This is a genomic window from Bradyrhizobium sp. SMVTL-02 (genome assembly GCF_051853005.1).
GTDB lineage: Bacteria > Pseudomonadota > Alphaproteobacteria > Rhizobiales > Xanthobacteraceae > Bradyrhizobium.
On the sequence record NZ_CP182469.1, the window covers coordinates 2,574,924 to 2,595,048 of the forward strand.

General features: G+C 65.7%; 21 protein-coding genes. 12 read left to right on the forward strand and 9 right to left on the reverse strand.

Translation table 11 applies throughout. The features are described from left to right. Positions 1 to 5 precede the first annotated feature (5 nt). From paaX to ACNJYB_RS12055, 10 genes are all read left to right on the forward strand, one after another. The gene (paaX, locus tag ACNJYB_RS12010) at positions 6 to 872 is read left to right on the forward strand and encodes a phenylacetic acid degradation operon negative regulatory protein PaaX (RefSeq protein WP_439374151.1); all 867 of its coding nucleotides are present in this window, start codon (positions 6 to 8) and stop codon (positions 870 to 872) included. 76 nt (positions 873 to 948) lie between these two features. Further along, positions 949 to 1,941, forward strand: a complete 993-nt coding sequence (gene paaA / locus ACNJYB_RS12015; protein WP_439374152.1) for a 1,2-phenylacetyl-CoA epoxidase subunit PaaA — start codon at positions 949 to 951, stop codon at positions 1,939 to 1,941. A gap of 10 nt (positions 1,942 to 1,951) precedes the next feature. Then, complete coding sequence (gene paaB / locus ACNJYB_RS12020; protein WP_008136594.1) at positions 1,952 to 2,239, forward strand: 1,2-phenylacetyl-CoA epoxidase subunit PaaB; 288 nt, start codon at positions 1,952 to 1,954, stop codon at positions 2,237 to 2,239. After that, positions 2,239 to 3,015, forward strand: coding sequence for a 1,2-phenylacetyl-CoA epoxidase subunit PaaC (gene paaC, locus ACNJYB_RS12025; RefSeq protein WP_439374153.1), 777 nt, complete (start codon positions 2,239 to 2,241; stop codon positions 3,013 to 3,015). Before paaB ends, paaC begins: the two co-directional genes overlap by 1 nt. Continuing rightward, positions 3,009 to 3,512, forward strand: a complete 504-nt coding sequence (gene paaD / locus ACNJYB_RS12030; protein ID WP_439374154.1) for a 1,2-phenylacetyl-CoA epoxidase subunit PaaD — start codon at positions 3,009 to 3,011, stop codon at positions 3,510 to 3,512. The genes paaC and paaD overlap by 7 nt, the downstream gene beginning before the upstream one ends. Before the next feature lie 138 nt (positions 3,513 to 3,650). Next, complete coding sequence (paaE, locus tag ACNJYB_RS12035) at positions 3,651 to 4,733, forward strand: 1,2-phenylacetyl-CoA epoxidase subunit PaaE (RefSeq protein WP_439374155.1); 1,083 nt, start codon at positions 3,651 to 3,653, stop codon at positions 4,731 to 4,733. Positions 4,734 to 4,784: 51 nt separating this feature from the next. Beyond that, a complete protein-coding gene (paaI, locus tag ACNJYB_RS12040; RefSeq protein ID WP_439374156.1) occupies positions 4,785 to 5,234 on the forward strand; it encodes a hydroxyphenylacetyl-CoA thioesterase PaaI in 450 nt (149 codons plus the stop codon). Positions 5,235 to 5,275: 41 nt separating this feature from the next. Next, entirely contained in the window at positions 5,276 to 6,607 is a 1,332-nt protein-coding gene (paaK, locus tag ACNJYB_RS12045; protein WP_439374157.1) for a phenylacetate--CoA ligase PaaK, read from the forward strand. 179 nt (positions 6,608 to 6,786) lie between these two features. Next, on the forward strand, positions 6,787 to 7,791 hold the full coding sequence (locus ACNJYB_RS12050; protein WP_439374158.1) for a quinone oxidoreductase family protein: 1,005 nt from the start codon (positions 6,787 to 6,789) through the stop codon (positions 7,789 to 7,791). A 113-nt stretch (positions 7,792 to 7,904) separates the two neighbouring features. Then, positions 7,905 to 8,960 carry a YeeE/YedE family protein gene (locus ACNJYB_RS12055; RefSeq protein WP_439374159.1) on the forward strand — a complete coding sequence of 352 codons (1,056 nt, stop codon included), beginning with the start codon at positions 7,905 to 7,907 and terminating at the stop codon, positions 8,958 to 8,960. Here ACNJYB_RS12055 and ACNJYB_RS12060 read toward each other — a convergent pair. After that, on the reverse strand, positions 8,939 to 9,853 hold the full coding sequence (locus tag ACNJYB_RS12060) for a DMT family transporter (protein WP_439374160.1): 915 nt from the start codon (positions 9,851 to 9,853) through the stop codon (positions 8,939 to 8,941). The two genes, ACNJYB_RS12055 and ACNJYB_RS12060, sit on opposite strands and share 22 nt — an antisense overlap. A gap of 101 nt (positions 9,854 to 9,954) precedes the next feature. Here ACNJYB_RS12060 and ACNJYB_RS12065 point away from each other — a divergent pair, with 101 nt between their 5' ends. Next, complete coding sequence (locus ACNJYB_RS12065) at positions 9,955 to 11,385, forward strand: PLP-dependent aminotransferase family protein (RefSeq protein ID WP_439375538.1); 1,431 nt, start codon at positions 9,955 to 9,957, stop codon at positions 11,383 to 11,385. 9 nt (positions 11,386 to 11,394) lie between these two features. Here the strand turns inward: ACNJYB_RS12065 and ACNJYB_RS12070 are convergent, their stop codons facing one another. From ACNJYB_RS12070 to ACNJYB_RS12090, 5 genes are read right to left on the reverse strand one after another with little or no spacing between them, the layout of a single operon-like run. Continuing rightward, a complete protein-coding gene (locus tag ACNJYB_RS12070; protein WP_439374161.1) occupies positions 11,395 to 12,618 on the reverse strand; it encodes a bifunctional alpha/beta hydrolase/OsmC family protein in 1,224 nt (407 codons plus the stop codon). Positions 12,619 to 12,643: 25 nt separating this feature from the next. Further along, the gene (locus tag ACNJYB_RS12075) at positions 12,644 to 13,303 is read right to left on the reverse strand and encodes a sulfite oxidase-like oxidoreductase (protein ID WP_439374162.1); all 660 of its coding nucleotides are present in this window, start codon (positions 13,301 to 13,303) and stop codon (positions 12,644 to 12,646) included. A gap of 3 nt (positions 13,304 to 13,306) precedes the next feature. Next, the gene (locus tag ACNJYB_RS12080; protein WP_439374163.1) at positions 13,307 to 14,629 is read right to left on the reverse strand and encodes an MFS transporter; all 1,323 of its coding nucleotides are present in this window, start codon (positions 14,627 to 14,629) and stop codon (positions 13,307 to 13,309) included. 34 nt (positions 14,630 to 14,663) lie between these two features. Then, on the reverse strand, positions 14,664 to 15,884 hold the full coding sequence (locus ACNJYB_RS12085; protein WP_439374164.1) for a cytochrome P450: 1,221 nt from the start codon (positions 15,882 to 15,884) through the stop codon (positions 14,664 to 14,666). 60 nt (positions 15,885 to 15,944) lie between these two features. Further along, on the reverse strand, positions 15,945 to 16,154 hold the full coding sequence (locus ACNJYB_RS12090; RefSeq protein ID WP_063691226.1) for a ferredoxin: 210 nt from the start codon (positions 16,152 to 16,154) through the stop codon (positions 15,945 to 15,947). Positions 16,155 to 16,308: 154 nt separating this feature from the next. Here ACNJYB_RS12090 and ACNJYB_RS12095 point away from each other — a divergent pair, with 154 nt between their 5' ends. Continuing rightward, a complete protein-coding gene (locus ACNJYB_RS12095) occupies positions 16,309 to 16,956 on the forward strand; it encodes a TetR/AcrR family transcriptional regulator (protein WP_439374165.1) in 648 nt (215 codons plus the stop codon). Here the strand turns inward: ACNJYB_RS12095 and ACNJYB_RS12100 are convergent. The 3 genes from ACNJYB_RS12100 to ACNJYB_RS12110 form a co-directional block, all read right to left on the reverse strand. Continuing rightward, a complete protein-coding gene (locus tag ACNJYB_RS12100) occupies positions 16,953 to 17,591 on the reverse strand; it encodes an aspartate/glutamate racemase family protein (RefSeq protein ID WP_439374166.1) in 639 nt (212 codons plus the stop codon). The two genes, ACNJYB_RS12095 and ACNJYB_RS12100, sit on opposite strands and share 4 nt — an antisense overlap. Before the next feature lie 161 nt (positions 17,592 to 17,752). Then, the gene (locus tag ACNJYB_RS12105; RefSeq protein ID WP_439374167.1) at positions 17,753 to 18,763 is read right to left on the reverse strand and encodes an amino acid ABC transporter substrate-binding protein; all 1,011 of its coding nucleotides are present in this window, start codon (positions 18,761 to 18,763) and stop codon (positions 17,753 to 17,755) included. 12 nt (positions 18,764 to 18,775) lie between these two features. Beyond that, positions 18,776 to 20,125: an aspartate aminotransferase family protein gene (locus ACNJYB_RS12110; RefSeq protein WP_439374168.1), complete on the reverse strand. Its 1,350-nt coding sequence runs from the start codon at positions 20,123 to 20,125 to the stop codon at positions 18,776 to 18,778.

The window sequence follows — 20,125 nt, forward strand, 5'->3', positions numbered from 1 at the left end:
CGCGCATGGCGCATCCGCTCTCCCGCATCATCGACCAGCTCAAGCGCGAACCTTCGCGCACAGGCTCCATCGTCATCACCGTGTTTGGCGACGCCATCGTGCCGCGCGGCGGCTCGGTGTGGCTCGGCACGCTGTTGGAGTTCTTCGAAAGCCTCGATATCGACAGTGGCGTCGTGCGCACCGCGATGTCGCGCCTTGCGGCCGACGGCTGGCTGACGCGCGAAAAGGTTGGCCGCAACAGTTTCTATCGCTTGGCCGACAAGGGCCGGCAGACGTTCGAAGCTGCCACGCGCCACATCTACGATCCGCCGCCATCCGACTGGACCGGCCGCTTCGAGCTGCTCCTGATCGGCAATGGCGAGGACCGCGACGTCTCGCGCGAGGCGCTGCGCAATGCCGGCTTCGGCAGTCCGCTACCGGGCGTCTGGGTTGCACCATCAGGCGTGCCGGTGCCGGAGGAGGCCGCGGGTGCGATCCGCCTCGAAGTCTCCGCGGAGGACGACAGTGGCCGCCGCCTGCTCAGCGCGAGCTGGCCGCTGGACCGCACCGCGGATGCCTATCTGAAATTCATGAAGACGTTCGAGCCGCTGCGCGCCGCGATCGGGCGCGGCACCGATCTGTCCGAGGCCGAGGCCTTCACCGCGCGCATCCTGCTGATCCATTATTACCGCCGCGTCGTGCTGCGCGATCCGCTGCTGCCCGAAAGCCTGCTGCCGGCGGATTGGCCGGGCAGGGCGGCGCGCGCGCTTTGCGGCGAGATCTATCGCGCGCTGCTTGCGCCGTCCGAGCAATGGCTTGACGGCCATGGAACCAATGAAAAAGGGCCGTTGCCCGCGGCCCGAAAACTCCTGGAACGACGGTTCGGCGCCTGATCATTATGTTACAGAAATATCTTGCATGGCGTAATTTTTGTTATATATTGCCTCGCAATAAAACGGGAGGACGCGCATGTACACCCAGGCGCTGAACACGGCCGAGACCGACGATCGCGGTCTCGAGGACACAGGCCGAGCTGCGCAATTCCAGGCCCGCATCGATGCCGAGGAGCGCATCGAGCCGAACGACTGGATGCCGACGGCCTATCGCAAGACGCTCACCCGCCAGATCTCCCAGCACGCCCATTCCGAAATCGTCGGCATGCTGCCCGAGGGCAACTGGATCACGCGCGCCCCGACCTTGCGCCGCAAGGCCGCGCTGCTCGCCAAGGTGCAGGACGAGTGCGGCCACGGGCTCTATCTCTATGCCGCCGCCGAGACACTCGGCTCCTCGCGCGAGGAACTGGTCGACGCGATGCTCGCAGGCAAGGCCAAGTATTCCTCGATCTTCAACTATCCGACGCTGACCTGGGCCGACATCGGCACGATCGGCTGGCTGGTCGATGGCGCCGCGATCATGAATCAGATCCCCCTGTGCCGCTGCTCCTACGGGCCCTACGCCCGCGCGATGATCCGCGTCTGCAAGGAGGAGTCCTTCCACCAACGCCAGGGATACGAGATCATGCTGACGCTGTGCCGCGGCTCGGACGAACAGAAGGCGATGGCGCAGGATGCGCTGAACCGCTGGTGGTGGCCGGTGCTGATGATGTTCGGTCCGCCCGACGCCACCAGCCAGCATAGCGACACCTCGACCAAGTGGAAGATCAAGCGCTTCTCCAATGACGAGCTGCGCCAGAAGTTCGTCGATGCCACCGTGCCGCAGGCGCAATATCTCGGTCTCACCATTCCCGATCCCGGCATGACGCGGGATGCCGACGGACACTGGCGCTATAGCGAGATCGACTGGGCGGAATTCAAGCAAGTGCTCGCCGGCAATGGCCCCTGCAATCGCGACCGCATCGCGGCCCGTCGCAAGGCACACGAGGACGGCGCCTGGGTGCGCGAGGCCGCCGCCGCTTATGCGGCGAAGCGTCAGCACCGCCGGACCGCGCAAGCCGCCGAATAGGGAGATCGATATGGCCACGCCGAACACGCCGCTGTGGGAAGTCTTCATTCGCAGCCGCAACGGGCTCGCGCACAAGCATGTGGGATCGCTGCATGCGAGCGACGCGACGATGGCGCTGCAGGCTGCCCGCGACATCTACACCCGCCGTGGCGAGGGCCTGTCGATCTGGGTCGTGCCGTCTACCGCGATCACAGCGAGCGATCCCGCCGAAAAGGGCATGATGTTCGAGCCGGCCGAATCGAAGATCTACCGGCACCCGACGTTCTACGAAGTGCCGGAAGAAGTGGGGCACATGTGATGCCGACTGCCAACATCCAGGTCTCCGAAACGCCGCTGGTCCTCTACGCGCTGCGTCGCGCCGACGATGCGCTGATCCTCGGTCACAGGCTGTCGGAATGGTGCGGGCATGCGCCGATGCTGGAGGAGGACATGGCTCTTTCCAACATCGCGCTCGACCTCATCGGCCAGGCGCGCGAGCTCTACACCTATGCCGCCACGGCCGAAGGCAAGGAGAACGACGAGGACAAGCTCGCTTACTTGCGCGACGTGCGCCAGTACCGCAACCTGTTGCTGGTCGAGCAGCCCAATGGCGACTTCGCGCAGACCGTGGTGCGGCAATTCTTCTATTCCGCTTTCGCTGACCTCTATTGGCGCGCGATGATGACATCGCGCGATGCGACGCTGGCGGCGATTGCCGCCAAGTCGGAGAAGGAGAGCGCCTATCACCTGCGTCACGCCGCGGAATGGATCATCCGGCTCGGCGACGGCACCGCCGAGAGCCACCGACGGGCGCAGGCCGCGATCGATCATCTCTGGGCCTTTACCGGCGAGATGTTTGCCGTCGATGACGGCGAGCGCGCGCTGATCCATGCGGGCATTGTCGTCGATCCCGGGAGCTTGCGCGGTCGCTGGCTGACGACGCTCTCGGACGTCGCCCGCGAGGCAACGCTCGCGCTGCCGCAGAACGACTGGATGCAGCAGGGCGGCCGCTCCGGCCGCCACAGCGAGCATCTCGGCCATCTCCTGTCGGAGCTGCAGTCGATGCAGCGGACTTTTCCGGGGCTGACATGGTGACGGCGGTCGATGACAACGCGGCGCTGCGCCGGCGCGCCTGGGATGCCGCCGCGAGCGTGGTCGATCCGGAAATCCCGGTGTTGAGCATTGCCGATCTCGGTGTGCTGCGTGATGTCGTTCTCGACGGCGATCATGTCGAAGTCGCGATCACGCCGACCTACTCGGGCTGCCCGGCCATGAACATGATCGCGCTCGAAATCGAGGTCGCGCTGGAGCGCGCCGGTTTCCATCATCCGAAAGTGCGCACCGTGCTGTCGCCGGCCTGGACCACCGACTGGATTAGCGAGGAGGGCCGCGAGAAGCTGCGCGCCTACGGCATCGCCCCGCCGCAAGGCTCGAGCTCGCGCCGCGCCCTGTTCGGCGAACAGGCGGTCGCGTGCCCGCAATGCGGCTCGGACAAGACCGAGCTGCTGTCCGAATTCGGCTCGACCTCCTGCAAGGCGCTGTGGCGCTGCAAGGCCTGCCGCGAACCTTTTGACTATTTCAAGTGCCATTGAGAGACGCACGATGCCAACGCCATCGTCATTGCGAGCGCAGCGAAGCAATCCAGACCGTCTCCGCAGTGACAGTCTGGATTGCTTCGTCGCAGGGGCTCCTCGCAATGACGGCGGTGAGACCAATGTAGGACGCCTGTAATGTCAGCAGCCGCACCGCGCTTCCATCGCCTCGTCGTCAGCGATCTCCGCCGCGAGGCCTCCGACGCCGTCTCGATGACGTTTGCCATTCCCGGCGAACTCGCCGACGACTACGCCTTCACGCCCGGCCAGTACCTCACGCTCCGCACCATGCTGGACGGCGAAGAGGTGCGCCGCTCCTACTCCATCTGTTCCGGTCCCGACGATGGCGAGATCCGCATCGCCGTGAAGAAGGTCGATGGCGGCGCGTTTTCGAACTGGGCGGCCGAAGATCTCAAATGCGGCGACGAACTCGATGTGATGACGCCGACCGGGCGCTTTGGTGTGGTCCCGCCCGCCAACGCCGGCCGCATTCATGTCGGCTTCGCCGCAGGCTCCGGCATCACGCCGATCTTGTCGATCGTGAAGGGTGTGCTCGCGCGCGAGCCGGAGAGCCGCTTCTTCCTGTTCTACGGCAACCGCACCACCGACAACATCATGTTCCTCGAAGCGCTCGAGGAGCTGAAGGACCGCTTCATCGATCGCCTCTCGATCTTCCACGTCATCTCCGGCGAGCAGCAGGACATCCCGATCCTGCATGGCCGGCTCGATGGCGAGAAGGTGAGGGTGCTGCTCCGCTCGCTGGTGCCGGCGGGAAGCGTCGATCACGTCTTCATCTGCGGTCCATCAGGCATGAGCGAGGAGATCGAGGCGACCTGCCGCGATCTCGACATCGCGGACGAGCGCATTCACGTCGAGCGTTTCGTCTCGGAGTTCGGCGGCAAGCCGCGGCCGAAGAAGGCCGTTGCGCCCGACGCGCCGCCAAAGGCGATCGCTTCGCTGATCATTGACGGCAAGCGCCGCGACGTGCCGGTCGCCGAGGACGAGGCCATCCTCGATGCCGCACTGCGGGCGGGGGTCGATCTGCCCTTCGCCTGCAAGGGCGGCATGTGCTCGACCTGCCGCGCCAAGCTGGTCGCGGGCGAGGCGCCGATGGATATCAACTATTCGCTGGAACCCTGGGAGCTGAGGGCCGGCTTCGTCCTGACCTGCCAGGCCAAGCCGTCCACGGAGCGGGTCGTCGTCGATTACGACCATGTTTGACAGTGTTGTCCAACCAGCAGAACATTGCGTGCAAACAGCCGGGAGAAGCGCGTGAACGTCAAAGCCGCCCTGTCGCCTGAGGATATCGCCCGGGCCTGCGCCGACGCGATGTGGGCCGAGGACGATGCCTCCAAAGGTCTCGGCATGGAGATCGTCGAGATCGGCCCGGGCTTTGCGACGCTCGCGATGACGGTGCGGCCGGACATGGTCAACGGCCAGCGCATCGCCCATGGCGGCTTCATCTTCACCCTCGCCGATTCCGCCTTCGCCTTTGCCTGCAACTCGCACAATGAACGCGTGGTGGCGGCGCAGGGGCAGATCACCTTCATCAAGCCAGGCAGGCTCGGCGACCTCCTCGTAGCGAAGGCGCGGGAGATCACCCGTGGTGGCCGCTCAGGCATCTACGACGTGCGTGTCACGGCGGGCGACGCCGTCATCGCCGAATTCCGCGGGCACTCGCGCGTCATTCCCGGCACGTGGCTGCCGGCGCAAGATCAATAAGACCAAAAAAGAAAAGATCAAACCAATGTGGGGAAACGAAGATGGCTCTGACGAGGCGCAAGGAAGGTGCCAGCAGCTATAGTGCCGAGATGGATGCGCATGAGCGCGCATCGCGCGACGAGATCATGGCGCTGCAGACGCAGCGGCTGGCCTGGTCGCTGAAGCACGCCTACGACAACGTCGCGCATTACCGCAAGGCGTTCGACAAAGCCGGTGTTCATCCGTCCGACTTTCGCGAGCTCTCCGATCTCGCAAAATTTCCCTTCACGGTGAAGACGGACCTGCGCGACAACTATCCCTTCAACATGTTCGCCGTGCCGCGCGAGAAGCTGGTGCGGGTGCATGCCTCCTCCGGCACGACCGGCAAGCCGATCGTGGTCGGCTACACGCAACGCGACATCGACACCTGGTCCGAGGTGATGGCGCGCTCGATCCGCGCCGCCGGCGGCCGCACCGGCATGATCATCCACAATGCCTACGGCTACGGGCTCTTCACCGGCGGGTTAGGGGTGCACTACGGTGCCGAAAGACTCGGCTGTACGGTGGTGCCGATCTCCGGCGGCATGACCGAGCGGCAGGTCCAGCTGATCAACGATTTCCGGCCCGACATCATCACGGTGACGCCGAGCTACATGCTCGCGATTCTCGACGAATTCAAGCGCCAGAAGCTGGATCCGCGCCAGTGCTCGCTCAAGGTCGGCATTTTCGGCGCCGAGCCCTGGACCAATGCGATGCGCGGCGAGATCGAGGACGCCTTCGACATGGACGCGACCGACATCTATGGCCTCTCCGAGGTGATCGGACCCGGTGTCGCGCAGGAGTGCATCGAGGGCAAGGACGGCCTGCACATCTGGGAGGATCATTTCTACCCCGAAGTGATCGATCCGCAGACGGGTGCGGTGCTGCCGGACGGTGAGAAGGGCGAGCTGGTCTTCACCTCGCTCACCAAGGAAGCCTTTCCGGTGATCCGCTATCGCACCCGCGACCTGACGCGGCTGCTGCCGGGCACGGCGCGGCCGGGCATGCGGCGCATGGAGAAGGTCACTGGACGCTCGGACGACATGATCATCCTGCGCGGCGTCAACCTGTTCCCGACCCAGATCGAGGAGGTGCTGCTCGCGACCGATTGGTGCGGCGGGCACTTCATTCTGGAACTCACTCGCGAGGGCCGGATGGACGAGCTGACCATCATCGCCGAGGCACGGCCCGAGAGCTGGGATGGCCGTGGGCTCGTCGATCATGCGGACCGGATCGCGACCCACATCAAGAACACGATCGGTGTCAGTTCGAAGGTTCAGGTGGTTGCGCCGGCCACGCTGGAGCGCTCGCTCGGCAAGGCCAAGCGGCTCTACGACAAGCGGCCAAAGGATTAGCTCTCACCCCCTCATGGTGAGGAGCGCCGAAGGCGCGTCTCGAACCATGAAGGGCCAGGATGTTGCAGTGGGAGCCTTCATCCTTCGAGACGCCGCTTCCGCGGCTCCTCAGGATGAGGGGAGGTTGACTTGGCCGGCCCCAAAGGCGACAAGGCCCGCGAGAAATCGCGGGTCTTTTCATGTCGCCAGCCGATGCCAAAACCGTCGAAGCGCGCTGTGTGCGCCTCAACGCTAAGGCTGAAAACGCCGCGGCGCTTGCACCTGGCGTCGAGCGCCAGACGCTCACGCGCGGTCCGAACGATCTCCTGATCGAGGTGAAGGCGGCCGCCGTCAATCCCTCCGACGTCAAGGCCGCGACCGGCCTGATGCCCTATGCCGTGTTCCCCCGGACCCCCGGCCGCGACTACGCCGGCGTGGTGATCGACGGGCCCGCGGGCACAATAGGGCGCGAAGTGTTCGGCTCCTCGGGCGATCTCGGCATACGCCGCGACGGCACCCACGCAACCCATCTCGTCGTCGAAGCCGATGCGGTCGTGGAGAAGCCCAACACGGTCTCCTGGGAGGAGGCTGCCGGTATCGGCGTGCCCTTCGTCACCGCGATGGAAGGCTTTCGCCGCGCCGGCGTGCCGGAGAGCGGCCAGACCGTGCTGGTGTTCGGCGTCAATGGCAAGGTTGGCCAGGCCGCGGTGCAGATCGCGACCTGGCAGGGCGCGCGCGTCATCGGCGTGGTGCGCAAAGCGGAAGCTTATGAAGGCCACGCCAATGCTCCCATTGAGGTGATCGACGCGTCCGACGTCGACGTCGCGACGCGCGTGCGCGAATTGACCGGCGGCAAGGGCGCCGACATCGTTTTCAACACTGTCGGCGATCCCTATTTCCAGGCTGCGCACAAGTCGCTCGCCTTGCGCGGCCGCCAGATCCTGATCGCCGCGATCGACCGCATCGTCCAGTTCACCATCCTCGAATTCTACCGGGGCCAGCACACCTATGTCGGCATCGATACGCTCGGCCTGTCCTCCGCCGCGACGGGCGCGGTGCTGCGCGACCTCGGGCCGGGCTTTGCGAGCGGGCATCTCGAGCCGTTTCCGATCAAGGCGAATGCCGTCTATCCGCTCGAGCGCGCCAAGGAGGCGTACGTCGCCGTCGCTGGCTCCTCGCGCGACAGGGTGATCCTGAAACCATGAAGCTCGTCATTGCGAGCGCAGCGAACCAATCCAGAGTCTTTCCGCGGAGGCAGACTGGTTTGCTTCGCTGCGCTCGCAATGACGGAGAATGGCGAGAGGTCTGAGAACAACCGATGGAATCCACCCAGCTCGTCATTCTCGCGGGTCTCGCCATCGGCCTCGTCTACGGCGCCGTGGGGCTGCTCAGCGGCTTCTGCCTGATGAGCAGCATGCGCGGCTTTCTGGCGGAGGGCGACGGGCGGCTGGTGCGCACCTATGCGCTGGCAATCGCGGTCGCGATCGCCGCGAGCCAGTTGCTTGCCGGCATTGGCATGGTCGATCTCGGCAAGTCGATCTACCTGCAGCCGTCGTTTTCGCCGGCGGTGCTGTTCCTCGGCGGCCTGCTGTTCGGCTACGGCATGGTGCTGTCGAACGGCTGCGGCTCGCGCGCGCTGGTGCTGCTCGGGCGCGGCAATCTTCGCTCGTTCGTCGTCGTGATCGTGCTGGCGATTGCTGCGCAGATGACGCTCAAGGGCCTGATCGCACCGGCGCGCATTGCGCTGGTCCAGGCCTCGCAAACCACCCTCAGCGGAAATTCGCTGCCGTCCGTCCTGGCGACACTCGGTCTGACGGACGTGCTTTCGCGCGCGCTTGCCGCTGCGGCGATTGTCGTCGCGCTCGTCCTGTTCGCTTTCGCCCATCCGGCGTTCCGCCGCTCGCCCGGCCAGATCGCAGCGGGCATCATCGTGGGCCTCCTCGTCGCCGGCGGCTGGTACGTCACCGGCTGTCTCGGTGCCGACGACTTCAACCCGGTCCCGGTGACCTCACTTACGTTCATCGCGCCGATCGCGGACGCGCTGCAATACGCCATGCTCTCGACCGGCCTGACGCTGAATTTCGGCATTGCGACCGTTGCCGGTGTCTTCGCCGGCAGTCTGGTGACGGCGCTTGCGACGGGCCGCTTCAAGCTCGAAGGTTATTCATCGCCACGCCACATGCTGCGCTCGGGCATCGGGGCTGCGCTGATGGGGATCGGCGGCGTGATGGCGTTCGGCTGCTCGATCGGGCAGGGGCTCACCGGCGTGTCGACGCTCGCGCTTGGTTCGTTCGTTGCGCTCGCCGGTATCCTGCTCGGCACGGCGGCGGGTCTGCGCGGTGCGTTGCGGGTTCAGCCGCTCGCAGTGGCCTGACCGCGCAGCAACCGGTCGCCGAGCGTCGCAAGACCGATGCCGGTGACGATCAGCCCGGCCGCGACGGCGAGGCTCATGTCGATCGGCTCGCCGAGCAGGATCGCCGCGCTGGCGATGCCGATGAGCGGGGTTCCGGTGGTGCCGAGCGAGGTCGTCAGGGCCGAGATGCTCTTGTTCACCATCGACATCGCCCAATAGGCCAGCGCTGTCCCGATCAGGCCGGAGTACAGGAACAGCAGCGCGAGCCTCCACGACCATTCCGCCTGCGGCAGGCCGTCCGTGACCACCGCCAATCCTGTCAGCACGACCGTGGCGACGAGCACCTGCCAGATCAGGAGCTGGAGCGGGGAGCCGATCCAGCGGTGCGCGCGGATGTAGATGATGTTGGCGGCCCAGGAGATCGCGGCGAGGATGACCATTCCGGCGCCGAGCACGACGTTCGCATTGGTCCAGTCGATGGACGCAGGGTTCAGGATCACGAAAAGGCCGATCAGCCCGAGCAGGGCGCCGCCGAGCTTTGGTGAGGTCAGCGTATCCTTCCCCAGCAGGGGCGCGGCGATCGCGACCCAGAGCGGCGTGGTGTAGCCGAGCACGATCGCCTTGCTCGCGGGCAGGAAGCGCACACCAGCCGCGACCAGGACCGAGAATATCGTCATGTGCAGCAGCGCCACGCTCAGGACCACGGGAATGTCGCGCCGCTCCGGGATCACCAGGTTCTTGCTGAGTCCGAGGATCACGAACAATCCGGCCAGCGCGATCCAGCTCCGGATCGCTGACGTCCACAATGGCGGAAGGAACTGGACGATCTGCTTCGTCACCGACCAGTTCACACCCCAGGCCAGCACGACGATGAGGAACAGGCCGACGGCCGCGCGGGGGGACAGGGAGTTCATCGCGGAGGTCCTTGAAGCAGTTCGGTGCGGCGGATAGCATCCCGCCTGGCACCTGAAAAAGTGCCAGATCGGAGAAGAACAAGGTGCCAGTTTCCGAGGCCATGCTCGCGGGTCTGATCGAACTGAAGCGGGCCGACGAGGAGGGGCTGGCGGCGCAGCTGACAGCGCAGCTCCGACGGTTGATTGCGAGCGGTCGCCTCGGCAGAGGCCGTGCGCTGCCGTCGAGCCGCCGGCTCGCGAGCGATCTCGGCGTGTCCCGCAACACTGTTACTTATGCCTTCGAGCAACTTGCCGCAGAGGGATATCTCGAAGCGTCGCACGGGCGGCGCCCTGTGGTGACGATCGACGGCGGCGACCGCATCGAAGGGGCGGGCGCAGTCACATCGAGCCCACGCTCCGCCATGCCGAGGCTCTCGCCCTGGGCCTCAAAGCTCCGGCAGACCGACTGGCCGATGTCCTATCAGGCACCGCTAAAGCCCTTGCGTCCGGGGCATGGCGATGCGAGGGAGTTTCCGAACGAAATCTGGGGACGCTGCCTGCGCCGCAGCGCCATAGGGGCAGCCAGGCGCGAGCTCGGACCGGTCAACCGGCCGCGCCTGCGCGAGGCGCTGGCGCATTACCTCGCGACCAGCCGAGGCGTTCGCGCCGCGGCGGAGCAGATCCTGATCCTGCCGAGCGCGCAGGCCGCGCTCATGTTGATCGCGGCTGTCGCCCTCACGCCCGGCGACGAGGTCTGGGTCGAGGATCCCGGCTATCCCGGTGCCGCGGCCGCCTACCGCGCGTCAGGCGCGCGCGTGAGCGGCATCAGGCTGGACGAGCAGGGAATGCAGCGGATGCCGGAGCCCGCAGCGCCAAAACTGATCTTCATGACGCCATCGCACCAGCATCCGACTGGGCGGCTGATGTCGCTGGCCCGCCGCACCGAGTTTCTCAGGGCAAGCATGCCCGGCAGGACCTGGATCGTGGAAGACGACTACGATGGCGAGTTCCACTACGACAGCCGGCCGGTGCCGGCGTTGCAGGGCCTCGATTCCCACGGCCGCGTGCTCTATGTCGGCACCTTCTCGAAGGCGATGACGTCGGATATCCGGCTCGGCTATCTCGTCGCGCCGCCGGCATTGGTCAGTATTTTGGAGATCGCACAGCGCCATATCGGGCTGATCGCGTCTAGCCATATCCAGGAGGCGCTGGCCGAGTTCATCGCGGATGGCCATTTCCTCGCGCATCTGCGCCGGATGCGCCGGCTCTATCACGCGCGCCGCGATCATCTCGTGGAGGGGCTGGAGCGCCATCTCGGCGAAGTGCTCTCGGTCGAGGTGCCCTCCGGCGGCATCCAGCTCGTGGCGCGCCTCAAGCGCGGTCGTGCCGATCAGGCGGCGGTCAAACGGCTGGTCGAGGCGGGCGTTGTCACGCGAGCCCTGTCCAGCCTGGCGGTCGGCAAGCCGCGCGATCACGGCCTGCTGCTCGGCTTTGCCGCGTGGCGCGAGAGCGAGATCAGCGCGGCGGTGCGGACGATGGCATCGTGTTTCTAGGGCGCCTCTTCAGTCCACCGCCTTGGTCACGATGCGGATCTCCGATGTCAGTGTCCGGTGCACCGGGCACTTGTCGGCGATCTCCATCAGCTTCTTGCGCTGCTCGGCATCGAGTGCGCCGTCGATCGCGATGTCGCGCTCGATCTGGTCGAGCATGCCCTCGCGGGTTTCGCACTCCGCGCAGTCCTTGGCGTAGATCTTCGAGTGCTTCAGCGTGACCGTGACGCGGTCGAGCGGCAGCGACTTGCGGTCGGCATAAAGGCGCATGGTCATCGAGGTGCAGGCCCCGAGGCCAGCAAGCAGGAAGTCATAGGGGCCGGGGCCGGCATCCTCGCCGCCGGCCGCCTTCGGCTCGTCCGCCACCAGATGATGCGGGCCGACGGTGACAAGCTGGTTGAATTTGCTCTTGCGGGTCTCCTGCACCAGGACCTTCCGCGGTTCCTCGGGGAGATCCCTCGCTCTTGCGGGTTTTGCGGTGTCGATGTAGCGGCTCGCCCAGGCCGCCATCACGTCGGTCGCGTAGAGCGCATCGGCTGGCCTGGTCAGGAGATGATCGGCGTGGTCGAGCGAGACGAAGCTCTTGGGGTGCTTGGCCGCAACGAAAAGCTTGGTCGCGTTGTCGATGCCGACGGTGTCGTCGACAGGCGAGTGCATCACCAGCAGCGCCCTGTGCAGGCCCGCGATATCCTTCATCAGCTGGTGCTCGACGATGTCGTCGAGGAATTCGCGCCTGATCCGGAACGGACGCCCTGCGAGCGAGACTTCGACCTCGCCCTGCGTGCGGATGTTGTCGATGTGCTCCTTGAACAGGCCGGTGACGTGGGCGGGATCAGAGGGCGCCGCGATGGTGGCCACCGCTCTTGCCTCGGGAATCATTCCGGCAGCGGCAAGGACAGCGGCGCCGCCGAGGCTGTGGCCGATCAGGAGCGACGGCGCCTTGCGCACGCTCCGCAGATGATCGGCCGCGTGCACGAGATCGGCTACGTTGGAGGAAAAGGTCGAATTGGCGAAATCACCCTCGCTGGAGCCGAGCCCGGTGAAATCGAAGCGCAGCACCGCGATGCCCCTGGCCGCGAGGGCGACCGAGATGCGCTTGGCCGCAAGCGTATCCTTGCCGCAGGTGAAACAGTGCGCGAACAGCGCGTAGGCGGCGGGCTCGCCGTCGGGCAGCTCGAGCGCGGCCGCAAGCTGATGGCCGCCTTCGCCGGTGAACTGAAAGCGTTCCGTGGGCATGGGTTTCCCCCGTTCTGTTCGAAGTCTAGTCGCCCGAATAGCGCTGCTCGGCCCAAGGATCGCCGCGGTTATGATAACCGCGGACTTCCCAGAAGCCCGGCGCGTCCTCGGTCAGGAATTCGATGGCCTGGAGCCATTTGGCGCTCTTCCAAAAATAAAGATGCGGCACCACCAGCCGCACCGGGCCGCCATGCTCCTCCGTCAGCGGCTGACCGGACCAGCGATGCGCGAGCAGGGCATCTTCGGCGGCGAAGTCTTCCAGCGCGAGGTTGGTCGTGTAGCCGTCGTAGGAATGCAGCACCACGAAGCGGGCATCCTCGCGCGGCCGGCAGAGGGCGAGCAGCTCGCGCGTGGCGAGGCCTTCCCATTCATTGTCGTAGCGGGACCAGGTCGTCACGCAGTGGATGTCGGAGGTGAACTGGACCTGCTTCTGCGCCGTGAACTCGGCGAAGGACCAGAACACGGGAGCGTCGACCGCGCCGTAGACGTCCAGCCGCCAGCGCTCGCGTGATACCGGCGGCATGACCCCGAGATCGAGCACCGGCCAGTCCTTGATGAGGTGCTGGCCAGGCGGCAGGCGCTGGTCTTCCGGCCGCGTCACCTTGCCGGTGAGGAAGCGGCCTTCGCGCGCCCATTTCTCCTTGGTGCGCGTCAGCTTGCTGTCGGGCGGCTCGTCGTCGGTCATGGGCTACTCGTGGCGATGCATTGCGGAAGCGTGCTTGGTGTCGCGCATGGTGGAATAGATGATCAGGGACAGGCAGATGATGCCGGCAAGATAGTAATAGAACCAGTCCTCGTGCCCGATGCTCTTGAAGTAGAGCGCGATCGCCGGCGCTGTGCCGCCGAAGATCGAGACCGTGATCGCATAGGGCAGGCCGACGCCGAGCGCGCGGACATTGGTCGGGAATAGCTCGGCCTTCACCACGGCGTTGATCGAGGTATAGCCGGCGACGAACAGCCAGGCGCAGCAGATCAGGATGAACACCATGAAGGGCGATTTGGTCTCCTTCAGCGCCGTCAACAGCGGAACGGTTGCGAGCGTGCCGGCGACACCGAAGAAGATCAGCAGCGGCTTGCGCCCGATCCTGTCCGAGATCGCCCCGTAGATCGGCTGCAGGATGGTGGCGAAGATCAGCGTGCCGAAGATCACGAGCGTGGTCTGGTCCTCGGTCAGCCCGACCGAGAGTTTTACGAAGGTCTGCATGTAGGTGGTGAAGGTGTAGAACGCCGCGGTGCCGCCGGCGGTGAGGCCGACCACCAGCAGCAGCTCGCGTGGATAGCGCAGCAAATTGGTGATCGAGCCGGTCGGCTTCACCACCTTCTTGGCTTCCTCGAACGCCTCTGTCTCGTGCAGGCCGCGCCGCATCACCGCGGCAAAGATCGCGAGCGCCGCACCGATCGCGAATGGGATGCGCCAGCCCCAGGCCTTCAGCTCCTCCGGCGTCAGGAACACCTTCTGCAGGAGCAGCAGCACAATGATCGCGGTGAGCTGGCCCCCGATCAACGTGACGTACTGGAAGCTGGAATAGAAGCCGCGATGCCGGGGATCGGCAACTTCACTCAAGTAAGTGGCGCTGGCTCCGTATTCGCCGCCAAGGCTTAAGCCCTCGATCACGCGCGCGACCGCCAGGATGGCCGGGGCGGCAAGACCGATCGAGGCATAGGTCGGCGTCACCGCGATGATCAGTGAACCGAAGCACATGAAGACGACGGACAGCGTCAGCGAGATCCGGCGCCCGAAATGGTCGGCGAGATAGCCGAAGAACCAGCCGCCCAGCGGACGCATCAGGAAGGTCGCCGCGAACACCACGGCGACGTTCAGTTGCTGGACGACGGGATCGTTGCCGGGGAAGAAGGCGGGGGCGAAGTACAGCGCGAACGCGGTGTAGGCGTAGAAATCATACCATTCGACGAGATTGCCGATCGAGCCGATGAAGATCGCCTTGATGCGGCGTTCGGCGTCGGCAATGTCGAAGTGCTCGGAGGCCGGCTTGATTGCTTGGTCTGTCATCGCCAGCCTCCCGGGACATTTGCTTGTCTGCAGGCTACATCGCCTTTCCCAGCAGAAATGGCAACTGCCGGGGGCCTCTGACCGTGCCTTGCGACCAGGTCACGGTGCCTGCCGGATCGAGGCGGAAATCGGGAATCCGCTTCAGCCACTCCTCCAGCGCAACCTGCATCTCCATTCGCGCAAGATTGGAACCGACGCAGCGGTGGATGCCGAGGCCGAAGGCGGCGTGGCGGTTCTCCCGGCGGTCGATCACGACTTTGTCAGCGTCGGGAAACATCTTGGGATCGCGGTTGGCGGCCGGGAAGGACAGCAGCACCATGTTGCCCGCCTTGACCGGGCAGCCCGAGATCGTGGTTTCCTTGACCACCTCGCGGGCCATGGTCACCGGCGAATAGGCGCGCAGTAGCTCCTCCACGGCGGTGGGGATCAGGGCGGGCTCTGCGATCAAGCGCTCGCGGTCGGCCGGTGTCCGGGCGAGGTGCCAGAGCGAGGAGCCGATCGCGCTCCAGGTGGTGTCGATGCCGGCGATCAGCAGCAGGCGCAACGATCCCAGCACGTGGGCCTCCTCCAGCGGCTGGCCTTCCTTGTCCTTGGCGTTCATCAGATAGGAGATGAGATCGTCGGTTGGCCTGGATCTGCGCTCCTCGACATGCGTCCTGAAGTAGTCACTCATCTCGTGCACAGCCTGGAGCAGCATATTTTCGTCCTTGATGCCGAGCTCGAGGATCATGTGGATCCAGTTGATGAAGAGTTCGCTGTCGCTCTCTGGAATGCCGAGCATGTGCGCGATGGCCTGGACCGGGATGTATTTGCTGTAGCGCGCGGCGGCGTCGACCTTGCCGTCGGCGATGAACCCGTCGATCAGCTCGTTGCAGATCGCGCGCATCCGTGGTTCCAGCTTGTTCATCGCATCCGGCGTGAACGGCGGCAGCAGGAGCTGCTTGGCCGGCTTGTGCACGGGCGGATCGGAGGTGATCGGAGGGGCGGCGTTCCTGGCAATCTCCGGCCGCACGTCGCGGACGATGATGCGGCGCGAGGAGAAATGCTCGGTGTCGTTGGCAATCTCGCGCACCGCCTCGTAGGTCGTCGGCATGTAGCAGCCGAGGAATCGCTCGGTGTGCACGACCGGGCTTGCGGCGCGGAGCTCATCCCAGATCGGAAACGGATCGTCCGTCCATTGCGGGTCGGTGTGGTCGAAATCATTGACCCAGTCGGTGACGGGGGGATGGGCGACAGGCTGGCTGACGTCGGACATCTCGAAAGATCCCTTGGGGTTCGTGTTCGCTGAATGCAGGTGCGACTGCCGGATGCCGCCCTATTCCTCGATCACATCGATTGCGATTTCCGGGCAGTTGGATTTGGCGAGCCACGCCTTGTCTTCGAGGCCGGGCGGGACCGTGCCGTCGCCGGCTTCGCGGGCATTGCCGTATTCGTCGAGCTCGAACAGCTCCGGCGCCAGCGCCTTGCAGCGGGCGTGGCCCTGGCATTTGTCGGGATCGACGTGAACCTTCAGTCGCTCTGCCATCGCGGCGTCCTCGGTCGTTTGCGCGAGCGCGAAGGCGGCCCGCGTTCCTCATGTCAATTTTATCGGCGGCACTAGCTGCTCGCCTTAAGTTATACGCTATTACATTCGCGGCAGGCTTCCCCTGTCAAGCGCAAACTTATAGGTTTGGCGCAGGATGCGTTCCCAACTCGTTCGTAAACCGGAGAAGACCTACCACCATGGCGACCTCCGCGACGCCCTGATAAAGGCCGCGTTGCGCGAGGCGGAACTGGGCGGTGCGGAAGCGATCAGCATCAAGGCATTGGCGAAACAGCTCGGCGTCTCGCAGCCGGCGCCGTATCGGCACTTTGCCGACCGTGAGGCCTTGCTTGCGGCGGTGACGGCGGAGGCGTTCCGGCAGCTCACTGCGATCCTGCGCGAGGCGATGGCAAAGCCGTCGAAGCAATCAAAGCTGTCGCGGCTGGCGAAGGCAATGCTCGATTTCGGCCTGCGCCGCAACGGCATCTACCGCCTGATGTTCGCATCCCGCACCCTCTCCCGCGCGGCCAAGGGCAGCGAGTTGCACGCGGCGACGCGCGAGACGTTTGGGCTCGTGATCGAGGCCCTGGAGGCGCCGGCGGTCGGCTATTTGCGCGAACGGCAGGCACTCAAGATCTGGGCGGCGCTGCATGGCGTGGTGATGCTGGCCGAGCAGGGCCTGTTCACCGGCGAAGCCGCGCATGCCACGCGCGAGGAGCTGGTCGAGGATTTTGTCAATGAGACGAAGACGGCACTGACCGCTGCGATCAAGGACGCGCGGCGGCAAAAAAAGGCCGGCGCTTAAGCCTTCGCCTGCAGCAGTTTGATCAGCTTGTCGACAGCGCTATCGGGCGTGGTCACGACGGGGCGACCGGTGGCTTCCGCGACCAGCGGCGCCGTCGCCGCGATGCTGAACTGCGCCAGGGCGACGACGTCGCAATCGCGTAAGTCGCGCGCGGCTTCCGCGATCAGCCGGTCGTGGGTGGCGCGATCGCCGCGGTCGAGCGCGGCCAGCGCGCCTTCGGCGAGTTTCGGCACGACCTGGACCGAGGCGGGGAATTCCGGCGGCATCGAGACCAGCGTCGGCGGGAAGGTCGAGAGCAGGCCGATCCGCTTGCCCATCGTCACCGCGCGCTCGATCATGGCTTCGTTCGGCTTCAGGACCGGCATCGGCGCATGCGCGCGCGCCACCGCCTCGATGCAAGGACCGAACGCGGAGCAGGTGAACAGGATCCCATTGGCTCCCGTTGCCGCAGCGTAGTCGCCGAGCGCGAGGAAACGCTCGGTCATGGCATCGGTGAGCTGGCCGTCGCGCGCGAGATCCGCAGACAGGCTGTCGTCGAGCAGGTTCATCAGCCGCACCTCGGGCCACGCCGTCGCGAATGCCGCCTCGATCGGGGCGATGGAGTGCTTGAGGGCGTGGATGAGGGCGATGCGCATGTGTTCGATGCTTCTTCTCCCACTCCCCGTTCTTACGGGGAGGGTCGGGGTGAGGGGCTCTATCCGCACAAAAGGTGAGAATTGGACTCGCGGAGAGTACCTCTCACCCGACCGCTGCGTGGTGGACCTCTCCCCGCGAGCGGGGAGAGGTGAAGCACCGTCTACTTGAACGGCACCGCGTACATCAAGCCGCCCTTGTTCCAGAGGCCGTTGAGCCCACGGTCGAGCTTGAGCGGGCTCGCCTTGCCGACGTTGCGCTCGTAGATCTCGCCGTAATTGCCGGTGGCCTTGATCGCCGTGACCAGCCATTTGTTGTCGAGCCCGAGCCGCGAGCCGAGGTCGCCGGTGGCGCCCAAGAGGCGCTGGATCGCCGGCGTCTGCGACTTCGTCATCTCCTCGACATTGGCTTGCGTGACGCCAAGCTCCTCGGCCTCGATCAGGCCGTAATGAAGCCAGGTGATGATGTCGCTCCAGACCTCGTCGCCGTTGCGGGTGAAGGGCCCGAGCGGCTCCTTGCTGATGGTTTGCGGCAGCACGACGTAGTCGGCCGGGTTCGGCGCCGCGGTCGTAACCGCGCCGGCGAGCGCGGAGGCGTCCTGGGTCATGGCATCGCAGCGGCCGCCGAAGAAGGTCTGGTACATGGTGTCGACGCGGTCGAACACCAGCGGCTTCCAGTCGATGCCGTTGGCGCGGCCGTAATCGCCGAGCGTGACCTCGTGCGTGGTGCCCTGCGCGACGCAGACGGTGGCGCCCTTGAGGTCCTTCAGCTCCTTCACGCCGAGGTCTTTCTTCACGACGAAGCCCTGGCCGTCGTAGAAGTTGATCGGGCCCTGCCGCAGGCCCAGCGTCACGCCGCGCAAGTATGTCTGCGTCGAGTTGCGGTAGAGCACGTCGATCTCGCCCGATTGCAGCGCGGTGAAGCGGTTCTGCGCCGTCAGCGAGACGTAGCGCACCTTGCTGGGATCGCCGAGCACGCCGGCTGCGAGTGCGCGACAATAGTCGACGTCGAGGCCTTTGTAGTTGCCCTGCGAGTCCGGCGCGGAAAAGCCGGCAAAGCCGGCGCTGACGCCGCACACCAGCATGCCGCGGCTCTTCACCGTGTCGAGCGTCGCCGCGTGTGCAACAACCGTCGATGCTGCGAGCACGCCCGCTGCGATAACCACGTTCCTCATACTACTCTCCCCTCAATGATTGACACTACGCAACACGTTGTCGACGGCCGTGCCGAGCTTGTCGACGATCTGATCGATCTCATCCGCCGAGGCGATATAGGGTGGTGCCAGCAGCACGTGATCGCCGCGGATGCCATCCACGGTGCCGCCGCCAGGATAACACCCGAGCCCGTTGGCGAAGGCTTCGGCCTTGATCTTCTGATGCAGCTTGAGCGCGGGATCGAACGAAGCGCGGCTCGCACGATCGGCGACCAGCTCGATCGCCCAGAACAGCCCGCGGCCCCTGATGTCGCCGACATGGCGGTGGTTGCCGAAGCGCTCAGTCAGGCGCTGCTCGAGCTGCCGGCCGCGTTCCTTGACGCGGTCGAGCAGGCCGTCCTCGCGGATCACATCCTGCACTGCGAGTGCGGCGGCGCAGGCTAGCGGGTGGGCGAGGTAAGTATGGCCGTGCTGGAATGCGCCCGAGCCGGAGCGGATGATGTCGATGATCTTGCCGCTCGCGAGCATCGCGCCGATCGGCTGGTAGCCGCCGCCGAGCCCCTTTGCGATCGCCTGGATGTCCGGCGCGACGCCTTCCTGTTCCCAGGCGTGCGTCGTGCCGGTGCGGCCCATGCCGCTCATGACCTCGTCGAGGATCAGCAGCGCGCCATGGCGGTCGCAGATCTCGCGTATCGCTTTGAAGTAACCGTCCGGTGCGGTCACCGCGCCGGCCGTGGCGCCGACGACGGGCTCGGCGAGGAACGCCGCAACGGTATCAGGACCAAGCCGCTGGAACTCGGCTTCGAGCTCCGCGGCCAGCCGCGCCACGAACTGCGCGTCGGATTCATGCTCGTGCTTCTCGTGATAGGCGAAGGCCGGCGTCACATGGCTGAACGCGGCCGAGAGCAGCGGCGCGTAGGGCGCACGGCGCCAGGCATTGCCGCCGGCGGCGAGCGCGCCGAGCGTATTGCCGTGGTAGCTCTGCCGCCGGGCGATGAAATGCTGCCGTTGCGGCTCGCCGCACTCGATGAAATATTGCCGCGCCAGCTTGATGCTGGCCTCGATCGCTTCCGACCCGCCGCTGACGAAATAGGCGTAGGCGAGGCCACCCGGCTCGTGCCCGACCAGCCTCTCGGCCAGCGCCTCGGCCGGGCCGGAGGAGAAGAAGGCGGTGTGGGCATAGGCGAGCGTCGAGGCCTGTTTCGCCATCGCCGCGATCACGCGCGGATGCTGGTGGCCGAGGCAGGAGACTGCGGCCCCGCCGGAGGCGTCGATCACGCGGCGGCCGTCCTCCGCAAACAGATAGACGCCTTCGCCGCCGATCGCCGTGGGGGGCTTTTCGCGCAGCGAGCGATGCAGCACGCGGCTGGTGCAAGTGGTCAT